7 protein-coding genes and 1 pseudogene are annotated in these 10,181 nt (G+C 59.8%); 6 read left to right on the top strand and 2 right to left on the bottom strand.

Translation table 11 applies throughout. The features are described from left to right. The 4 genes from A985_RS29505 to nadC all read left to right on the top strand — a co-directional run. The coding region (locus A985_RS29505) for an MFS transporter (RefSeq protein WP_232424687.1) at positions 1 to 775 on the top strand (775 nt) is incomplete at its 5' end. Between the two features lie 46 nt (positions 776 to 821). Next, complete coding sequence (locus A985_RS0119655; RefSeq protein WP_017235088.1) at positions 822 to 1,814, top strand: ABC transporter substrate-binding protein; 993 nt, start codon at positions 822 to 824, stop codon at positions 1,812 to 1,814. Between the two features lie 571 nt (positions 1,815 to 2,385). Next, entirely contained in the window at positions 2,386 to 2,973 is a 588-nt protein-coding gene (locus A985_RS0119650; RefSeq protein ID WP_017235087.1) for a MarR family winged helix-turn-helix transcriptional regulator, read from the top strand. A gap of 141 nt (positions 2,974 to 3,114) precedes the next feature. After that, positions 3,115 to 3,960: a carboxylating nicotinate-nucleotide diphosphorylase gene (nadC, locus tag A985_RS0119645; protein WP_017235086.1), complete on the top strand. Its 846-nt coding sequence runs from the start codon at positions 3,115 to 3,117 to the stop codon at positions 3,958 to 3,960. 168 nt (positions 3,961 to 4,128) lie between these two features. Here the strand turns inward: nadC and A985_RS0119640 are convergent, their stop codons facing one another. Continuing rightward, positions 4,129 to 5,304, bottom strand: a complete 1,176-nt coding sequence (locus tag A985_RS0119640) for a Gfo/Idh/MocA family protein (RefSeq protein ID WP_017235085.1) — start codon at positions 5,302 to 5,304, stop codon at positions 4,129 to 4,131. Between the two features lie 16 nt (positions 5,305 to 5,320). Further along, positions 5,321 to 6,652 (bottom strand): Rieske 2Fe-2S domain-containing protein, encoded by a 1,332-nt coding sequence (locus A985_RS0119635; protein ID WP_017235084.1) that lies wholly within the window; start codon positions 6,650 to 6,652, stop codon positions 5,321 to 5,323. Between the two features lie 319 nt (positions 6,653 to 6,971). Between A985_RS0119635 and A985_RS27720 the strand changes: the two are divergent. Next, a pseudogene (locus tag A985_RS27720) lies at positions 6,972 to 7,424 on the top strand (cache domain-containing protein); the annotation flags it as partial. A 729-nt stretch (positions 7,425 to 8,153) separates the two neighbouring features. Further along, on the top strand, positions 8,154 to 9,698 hold the full coding sequence (locus A985_RS0119625) for a methyl-accepting chemotaxis protein (RefSeq protein WP_017235082.1): 1,545 nt from the start codon (positions 8,154 to 8,156) through the stop codon (positions 9,696 to 9,698). The last annotated feature ends 483 nt before the right edge of the window (positions 9,699 to 10,181 follow it).

The raw sequence follows: 10,181 nt of genomic DNA, 5'->3' as shown, positions 1-10,181 counted from the left end.
CTGGCAATGGCTGTTCTTTCTGGGGGGCGTCCCTGCCGTAATCGCCGGTGCCGTTGCTTACTTCTACCTGATCGACGGGCCCCAGGATGCGAAGTGGTTGACCGAGGATCAGAAACGAATTGTCATCGGCGCGCTCGACGAGGAAGGTCGAAGCAAGCCGCATAGCTCGCCGAGCACGCTCCTCGCGGCGCTGCGCGACCCGCGCGTGTACGTGATTGCCGCGGGCTGGGCCACGGTGCCGATTTGCGGAACTATTCTCAACTACTGGACGCCCACGATCATCAAACAGGCGGGCGTTTCCAACGTGTTGCAGATTGGCTTCCTGTCGGCGCTGCCTTATATCGTCGGCGCTGTCGCCATGCTGCTGATCGCACGCAGTTCCGATCTGCGGCTCGAGCGCCGCTGGCACTTCGTGCTGTCGACGACAGCCGGTGCCACGGGCGCGGTGCTCCTGACGGTTTTGACGCACAACTCGGTTGCGGCCATCGCGTGCCTGAGTCTAGTTTCGGTGAGCTATTTCGCGGCCGCCGCCATTATCTGGACTATTCCTCCTAATTACCTAAAGGGCGCGGCGGCCGCTGGCGGTATCGGCGTGATCAGTAGTCTCGGTCAAGTGGGCGCTTTCTTCGCGCCGATCGTCCTCGGCTGGGTGAAGACCGCGACTGGCAGCTTTTCGGCCGGCATCTTGCTGGTCGCGGCGCTCGTTTTCATTGGCGGCATCGCCGTCTTTTTCGGCGTGCCACGTGAGCGGCAGGCCCAGCAATCCGGTGCGTGACGATGTGCACGCCGACCGGCATTTTGACAGTCAGACAGGAGCAGGAATGAGCAAGCTTCAACTTTCCATCGCGGTGGGCAACTACGACCGGATGCGGCCGCTGATCGACGGCGACGTCCAGATCGACGGTGTCGATCCCGTGTTCATGCTGCAGGACCCGGAGGAAATCTTCTTTCGTGCCTTCCGGCACGCGGACTACGACATTTGCGAGCTTTCGCTCAGCAGCTATTCGGTAAAGACCGCCGCGGGCACGTCGCCCTACATCGCGGTGCCGGTCTTTCCGTCGCGCGCGTTCCGGCACAGCTCGATCTACGTGCGTTCCGACCGTGGGATCGACCGGCCCGAAGACCTGAAGGGTAAGCGCATCGGCGTGCCGGAATACCAACTCACCGCCAACGTTTGGGTACGGCTCTTTCTGGAAGAGGAGTTCGGCGTGAAGGCGTCGGATATCCGCTGGGTGCGGGGCGGCTACGAGGATCCGACGCGCGTGGAAAAAATTGCGCTCAAGCTGCCTGAAGGCGTCGTGCTGGAAAGTGCGCCCGAAGGGCAGACGATCTCGAATCTGCTGGCCGATGGCGAAATTGACGGCGTGATCGGACCGCGCGCGCCGTCGTGCTTCGATCGTGGGCATCCGAAGGTCAAGTACCTTTTCGATGATCCGCAGAAAAGCGCAGCCGAATGGTACGAGCGCAGGAAGCTCTTCCCGATCATGCACACACTGGGCATTCGCAAGACGCTCGCGGATCAGCACCCGTGGCTGCCCGGCGCGATCGCGAAGGCATTCGAGCAATCGAAGGAAGTGGCGCTGGCCCGTTTGAGCGACACCTCGGCGACCAAGGTGACGCTGCCGTTCATCGAAGACCAGTTGCGCAATGCACGGCATCTGATGGGGCACGACTTCTGGTCTTACGGATTCGCGAACAACGAGCGCGTGATCGACCGCTTCCTCGCGCAGCACCATGCCGAAGGATTGTCGAGCCGTCGCCTCCAGCCTGCCGAACTGTTCCATCCGGCTAGCCTGGAGCGATTCAAGATCTGAATGCTCACGGCAGTTGTTCGTGCCGTTGCGCAACCGGCAGGCGCGGTTCGGGCACAGCGTTCCGATGCTGCGCGCGCCCGCTGGAAATCGGTAACGGAACGGTGATGAAGTTGTTTCCTGCAGATATCGGTCAGTCGGAAATTTTCACGAATGCCTCGTGTATAGTCGCGAGGCGTTCGAGCGGGATTCGCACGCATGAAATTAGGCAGGCATTCGAAAGCGCGCTCGCTGACTGGCGCAATGGCGTCAGTCAGTGCTAGCAGTTGCATGACGTCGTTGCCGATCAGCGCTCGATGGGAGTCACGGCGAGTCGAATGTCGATCGGTGACGCAATCGTCGAGCGATGAGTACGCCGTGTCGCCGGTCCAGCGTATGGCTTCGGTGGCGGGCACCCGCGTTTGGTTCAGCGATCAACGTTCGCCGTCTAGTATGAGCCTCGCCCCGACGTCCTCTTAGCGAAACAGCGACGCGTACAGAGATCGCGCTATGACAACACGCTGGCAGCTCGTCCCCCTCGAACTTTTGGCGCTATGATTGTCGCCGATATTGACACGATAACGGTGAGGAAGGTATGGCAGCACGTACTTCTGGCAAGGGCAGGCTCGCGAGCGAGGATCCCATCCTGCGGCACTGGCGCGAGGCAGTGCCGGACGATCGTCTCGCCCACCTGATCAAGGATGCAGCCCGCGCGATGGTGCGCGGACTGCAAATGCGCCTCGCGCAACATGAGGTGTCATTTGGCCACTGGGCTTTCCTGCGCGTGCTCTGGGTCAACGACGGGCTCACGCAAAAGGAGCTCAGCGACGAGACCGGAACCACGACGCCCACCACCTTCAGCGCGGTGCAGGCGATGGAAAAGCTCGGTTATGTCGAGCGCCGTTATGCCCCCGGCAACCGCAAGAACACGCACGTCTACCTCACGCCACGCGGCCGTAACCTCAAGAAAAAGCTCGTTCCGCTTGCAGAAGAAGTCAATGAGATCAGTGTTGACGGTTTAAAGGCGACCGAGATCAACGTCGCGCGAAAGGTTTTGCTGACGATCATCGAGAACATGGCGCGCGACGAGTCCGAGTCGGATAACCCGGCGCTGCGTATACCGTCGACGCGAGAAGTGGGCAATCTGATCGCGGCGCGCGGGGAAGAAATCGGTCAGGATTGAAGTGCTGCTCGGCACTTGGGGCCACTCGCGAGTAGCGTAATAATTACATATCTAATAATGTGGATGAGCGTGCCAAGTCGACGACTGGTACGACGGCAGGCCACGGCATGCCGCTCCCTCGATAAAAAATACGGATTCGGAATGGATGAAATGACCCGCGCGGCGATGGCGCGCAACGTCCGCGATGCGCTCTCTGAAGATATCGGCGAGGCCGACTGGACGTCGCGACTGATCGACCCCGACGCTTACGCCGAAGCCGTGTTGACCGTGCGCGAACCCGCCGTGTTGTGTGGCAGACCGTGGTTCGACGAAACACTCCAGCAGGTCGACCCGCGCATCACGATTGAATGGTTGGTCGGCGAGGGCGAACGGATGCACGAAGGGCAGGCTGTCTGCAAGATCGCGGGTCCTGCGCGCGATATGCTCACCGCCGAGCGCACCGCGCTCAACTTCATTCAGTTGCTTTCCGGCGTGGCTACCGAGACAGGCTTGATGATGCAGATCGTCAAAGGCACGTCTGTGCGGATTCTTGATACGCGCAAAACGCTTCCCGGGTTGCGCCTGGCGCAAAAATACGCAGTTCGTGTGGGCGGCGGAGAAAACCATCGCCGAGGGCTCTACGACGGCATTCTGATCAAGGAAAACCACATTGCGGCGGGTGGCGGCATTGCGTCGACGCTTCGCGCCACTCAAGCATTGGGTGCGGGTGTGCCCGTGCAGGTCGAGGTAGAGACACTCGATGAGTTACAGGAAGCGTTGGCGGGAGGCGCTGCGTCGATTCTGCTCGACAATTTCTCGATCGAGGCGATGCGCGAGGCTGCGCGTGTCACTGCGGGGCGCGCCGAGCTGGAAGTCTCGGGCGGTGTGACCGAGCAGACGCTGCGAACCATTGCAGAGACTGGCGTGAACCGTATTTCCTTGGGGAAGTTGACGAAGCACGTCAGGGCGATTGATTTTTCACTCCGCTTTGCAGCTTTTACCGGATGACACGTTGAGCGAGAGGGTGGGCACACATGTGCCCCTTAACGTCGAGGCCGTCGCCTGTCACCACATTTCCGCCGGTCCAAGGTGCCAGAAGTGCGCATAAGAAAATCCCTCGTTTTCACTGTAGACGACCTAGTTGAAAACGAGGGATCGTGCGCTTCCCCAGGACTATCAGAGCGTTACATCTGCGCCGGTTTCGCTCGACTTCAGAATCGCGATACAGATTTCCAACGTGCCCTTTGCCCACTCGCCATCGTGAAGGGGCGATCGTCCGTCGACGACGGCACCATACAACTCATCGATGACCTCGGCGCGCGGCACTGCAGGCGCAGGCAGCGGCAGCGTTTGGCGCTGTTCGTCGCCGTAGATGACGATCGAATCGGGCAGCGGGCGCAGGTCCGCGCGTTCGCACGAGACGATGATCGGACCGAAATGCTGATGAAAGCGCGGCGGCTCATCCGCGGCGGCCATTGGCGGCTTGTATGCCGATCCGCCGTAGGTGCCGGCCGCCTTGAGTCTGGCCTCGTCGCCCGAGGACGCGAGCGTCTCCAGACGGCGGCGGGCGCTGCCGTACGTGTCGGGGCTCGTACGAGCGCCCATTTCGCCGATCCAGCCGCTCCACTCTTCTGTGTTGAAGTGGCCATAGCCGTTGTACGAGAGCGAGGCATAGGCACCATTCTCGAACCAGATCAGCGCCGAATAGGCACCTTCGGTGGGGCGTGACGGATCCCACCGTCCCACGCTTGCGCGCAGACGTGTCGCGCGCGAGCCGGCGAGCATTCGCACGATGTCGACCTGGTGAGCCGCCTGGCTGAAGACGGCGCCGCCACCTTCAGCCGTGGCCAGCTCTTCAGGCCGACGCGGGCGGTACAGGTAGTCGGTGTAGTTGACACCCTGGATCATTTTCACCGCGCCGAAATCGCCGCGACTGATCAATTCGCGCGTACGCAGGTACGGCGTGTCGTAACTATGGCAATGGCCGACGATCAGATGCACGTTCGCTGCACGGCATGCAGCAATCATCCGATCGCAGTCCGCAGCGGCGAGCGCCATCGGCTTTTCGACCAACACGTGTTTGCCTTTTGAAGCGGCAATTTCAGTGTGCTGTGCGTGGAACTGGTGCGGACTCGCAACGTAGATGATCTCGACGTTGTCGTCATCCGCCAACTCCGCCACGTCCGCATAAGTGGATGCCGCGAAGTCGGCGGCGAACTGCCGACGCGCTTCGTCACGCGGATCGCACGCAGCGACGAGCTGGACTCTGGGGTCGCGCAGGAAGGTCGGCAGCATCAGCGAGAATGCCCGTCCCAGTCCTGCGACCCCGATGCGCAAACGGCGCTGCTCCATAACCGTGTGCCTCCCGTTATTGCTTGACCTGATAGTCCGTTGCGAGCGCGGACGGCTGGTCGGCCGGCTCGGGATTCTTCTTGCTCACATAACGCGCGGAATACGTACGCCAGTCGATTTCCTTCGGCACGACAGCCTGGTACGAGCACACTTCCCGGGTAATCGCCTTTTCACCGGTGCCAATGGCTTTGCCATCCTTCTCGAATTCTGCGAGTGCGTCGATCATGCGGCGGCGGAATTCGACGATGGCGAGATCGCTCGCGCCGAGGCGCTCGTCAGAGCGGTCCGCAATCGGGCCCATCGTGACCCACATGGCGATATCCTGGTTCGGGAAGCCCGAAATGCCTGTGAAATTGCCGGCCTTGATCGCCTGGCGGTCCTGCCAGAAGCGGTTGTCGTGATTGCGAAGCGGACGATAGTACTGGTCCAGATCAACACCGACCTGCTGACGCAGGAACTTGCGCCACGTTTCGTTTTCCGGCGTCGTCTCCGGATCGCCCCAGGCGATGAAGTAGAACGCCGTGTTCGTGTCGTCCATCGGCACGTTGATGTTCGCGACGTTGTAGAGATTGTTCGGCGGAATCAGCACCGTACCCGGCGCCACGAACACGGTGGAGCGCACGTAGTCGTGTGTGTTGGCGTTGAAAATCGGGCGACGCAGCGCGGCGTAGCGGAAGCCGTAGTCTGTGCGCTCGACCTGCAGGCGCGGTGCTTTGTCGGTGGAGGGGCGCAGCCAGTTCTTGTCGGTCGCTTCGGCGCCGCCGACGCGTGCCGGCACGAAGTCGGACGAATGCAGGCTCGAGCTGTGCGCGGAATCGATCGCGCCTTCGAGAATCTGCGCCCAATTGCACGGCAGCAGCGCCTTGGCGATGCTCACACGGGTATCAGCGGTCGGCGCCCAGGCCGGCGGCACGAATTCGGGGATCGCGTCTTGCGGGCCCATATAAGCCCACACCATCCCCCCCCATTCCTGCACCGGATAAGCTTTGTGCTTGACCTTGTCGGTCATGCAGCTCGCCGCCGGCTCGGACACCATTTCAAGCACATTGCCTGCGACGTCGAACTTCCAGCCGTGATACAGGCAGCGCAGGCCGGGGTCTTCATTGCGGCCGTAGACGAGCGAGGCACGGCGGTGCGGGCAGTACTCGTCCAGCACCCCAACGCGGCCTTCCGAGTCCCGGAATACGACGAGGTCTTCTCCAAATACGCGCGCCTTGACCGGCGCGCCATCCGGCTCGCTGACCTCTTCGATGAGGCAGACCGGCGTCCAGTGCCGGCGCATCAGTTGGCCCATCGGGGCATCGCCCTCGACGCGGCACAGCAATTCGTTTTCTTGGTGGGTCAGCATGTAAAGTCTCCCGGCGAGAGGTCGCCTTATCAACAGGTATCGTTCAACTATATTAGATATCTAGCCAAAATGGCAAGAACCTTTTGGGGTGTCCGGGAAAGTACGTAGGTCGGGAGGTTTGGCTGGATGACGATTTTTCGAACCCTAATATAAACATACTGGATTCCTCGCCAATGGATCTAATTTCGCGAGACGAGCTCCGGATTGCCTTGGCGATCTCCCTGCTGTGCATCGCCGCGATCAAGCTGTTTGACGTGTGTCAGGATAAACGGGACAGCATTGCGGAGCGCGAACGAGCGCGAACGAGCGCGAACGAGCGCGGAACGAGATGGCCGAGATCGGCTATCTCGTGCCGCGCTATCAGCAACTCGTCGGCTCCGGCCGGTTGAGTCCCGAGGACGGCAAGCACGAGGCGCGGGCTGCGCTTCGTGCGATGCGCTTCGGCGGTGACGGCCGCGTTGTCGTCATCGACCCAGCGAAGCCTCCTGGGGCGAATCCCTCAAAACCGGAAACGGAGGGCAAGTTTCTCGGTGACTACTCCAGCGCGAAAGGAACATACGCCTATCGTCAGATCACCGCAATTGCAAAGTCTTGGTTTTTCTCGTCGATCGCTCTTAATCCGCGCCCTCGGCGGTTCTCCCCGAGTACGCGACGGCCGTCGTACGCAATGGCAGGTGGCGACCGGTCCTGCAAATCGCAGTGTCCATCTTTCCTTCGCACGCGTTTCGCAGTTCGATCTATATACGCGCGATCGCGGTATCAACAAGCCTGAAGACGTGAATCCGCAGCGATCGCCTTTGAGAGTGGATCCGTTCAATGCTGGCACGAAGGCCCAGCACGGTAGGGGCCTGTGCGGTCAGCAACAGCCTTGCGTATCGCCTGGGCGGTGCTGACCATACATACGGCATACGATGCATCGCACCTGAAGCTCGCAGACTGATCGATTGTTTTACCCAAGAAGGTTTCGCGCCAACTGGAAACCTGATGATCCCAAGGCACAGCGACCGGACGAAGACCCTGAGGCGTTGTACAACTCGTAGCATCTGCCGACACTTTGAGGGTCGAAGCCACGCAATCATCAGTGCGAAAGCAAGGATTGGTGAAGGCAACGGAATTCTTGCAGTTGCATACGGATTCGGACAACGTGGCGCGCAAAACGGCGCCCGTTCAATCGCCCGAATCGCCGACCAGGCGATTTACCACATCGATGAACTCCCGCCATGGGTAGTCGCCGATCAGCTTCGCACCGCAGTCTGAAATTCGCGATCCCCAGTCAAGACGTCGTTGGCGCCACCTTAGCCTGCGGGACTGCGACAGGTGACATCACGCTCCTTAGCTGTGCTTTCCCGTTAGGTTTTCACCGTATCCCTACGGAGCGCAGTAGACGCGCCGATTTTTTGCGGAAGATTCTCATCAGCGGGAAAAAATATTCAACATCCAATATAAAGAAATGGCGTTTGCGGCCGATAGGCACTTGTAGCTTAAACACTAGAGATCTAATATGAGGCGGCTGACTTTCTACCAAAAGCTCTGGATTCCGCTAGCGCTTTCACTGCTGTGTATTGCGGCGGTCGCGACGTTCGGTGTGCTTCAGAACGAGACGACGGGCTTGGCGGAGCGGGAGGGCGGACTTCGTGAGGTTGGCGATATAGCGACGACGATTGTGTCGCGATATGGCGGGCTTGTCTCCACCGGCCGGCTGAGCCCTGAGGATGGGAAGCGCGAGGCTTTGGCGGCGCTTCGAGCGGTTCGGTTCGGTAAGGACGGTTATATCGTCGTAATTGACCCAGGCATGCATTCCGTAATGAACCCCTCGAAACCGGAGACCGAGGGGCGGTTTCTCGGGGACTACCAAGACGAGAACGGTAACTTCGTCTATCGCCAGATGGTCTCGGTCGTAAATGGCGGGGGCGAGGGCTTTGTCGATTACTACACACACCGTCCAGGGGAGACCAGGCAGATCAGGAAGCGCAGCTTTGTAAAGTCCTATTTACCTTGGGGCTGGATATTTGTTACTGGCGAATATCTGGACGACATCGACGCAGCGTTCTGGCGTTCTGTGTATCAGGCGTCGGCTTTCGTGCTCGCGATAAGCGTCGTCCTTGTTGCTATCGTTTTCCTGCTGAACCGTTCTTTGATTCGTGCCCTCGGTGGTTCACCGGAGTATGCGAAGGCAGTCGTTCGCGCAACAGCGAGTGGCGACTTGTCCTTGGCGATTGATTCTCGTGCCGATGAGGACAGCTTGGTCGGGCAAATTCGGGTGATGCAAGCGCGGTTGCGTGCGGCGGTAGGGGATATCCAACGAGGAGCGGAGACCATCACACAAGCGATGGAAGAAGTGGCAACGGGGAACGCTGACCTGTCTCAACGAACTGAGGAGCAGGCGGCGGCGCTCCAGCAGACGACCGCAAGTCTGGCTCAGTTCAAGACGGCCGTCGCTGATAACTCGGAGAACGCAAAGACTGCTTCTAGGCGCGCCGCCGAAGCTTTATCGTCAGCTCAAAAAGGCAGTGACGCTGTCAACGCAGTGGCTGGAACAATGGACAACATCGCGGCAAGCTCTACCGAAGTCAACAACATTCTGGGAATGATTCAGAGCGTGTCCTTTCAGACGAATATCCTTGCGCTGAACGCGGCTGTGGAGGCGGCCCGTGCCGAAGAACACGGGCGAGGATTTGCCGTCGTCGCGTCCGAAGTTCGAGCGCTTGCGCAGCGATCATCTAGCGCATCGCGGGACATCGAAACGCTCATTGGCAAGTCGGATGGGCATGTTCGACAGGGAGCGAAGTTGGCGAGCGCAGCGGGTGGTCGCGTCGAAGAGATCCTCGGAACCGTTCGACAGGTAGATGGCGTGCTGAGAGAGATCGCGTCTGCGTCGGAGGAGCAAAGCTTGGGCGTCGAACAGATTTCGCGCGCGCTATCTCAGATTGACGAGGTGACGCAACACAATGCGGCGCTTGTAGAACAATCAGCGGCGGCGACGGAAGCGGTCCGACACCAGGCAAGAAAGCTACTCGCAAGCGTCTCGAGTTTCAGACTTTCATGAGCGAGCCAACGTATCCTAAAGCTACGCTCCGGAACTGGCTGCCGAGAATTCCTGGCTTAGAAAAAGGAGTCCACTGGATCCCATGGACCTCCTTCCTCTATTTTGATTACCTGTCAACCATCGACCCGAGTAATGCTCAAAAGCAGATGTGCGATAAAGTTAGTTTGCACGCGAAACTGCAGGATAATCGTCATTTTGAGGCGCACCTGGTCCTTTTTCGGCCTTTCCTATAACGCCCGCCAGGTCGCCGGCATCGGTCGTGTCGGTTGCTCATTCACACAGCGAAATGAATCGCCCCGGCTTTGTAGGAGGCCGGTTGGTTTAAGTTATCGCAGGCGCTTCAGCAGTATTTCTGAGTTGCCTGTAATAGTTTGCCTCAGCCTCGGCTGGCGGGATATAGCCCAGCGGTTCCATCAGCCGATGATGGTTGTACCAGGCTACCCATTCCAGGGTGGCGAGCTCGCAAGCCGAAGTGGGTACCAC

Origin of the sequence: Pandoraea sp. B-6, from assembly GCF_000282835.1 — a bacterium.
Lineage (GTDB): Bacteria > Pseudomonadota > Gammaproteobacteria > Burkholderiales > Burkholderiaceae > Pandoraea > Pandoraea cepalis.
This window is presented reverse-complemented; position numbering and strand designations above follow the sequence as displayed.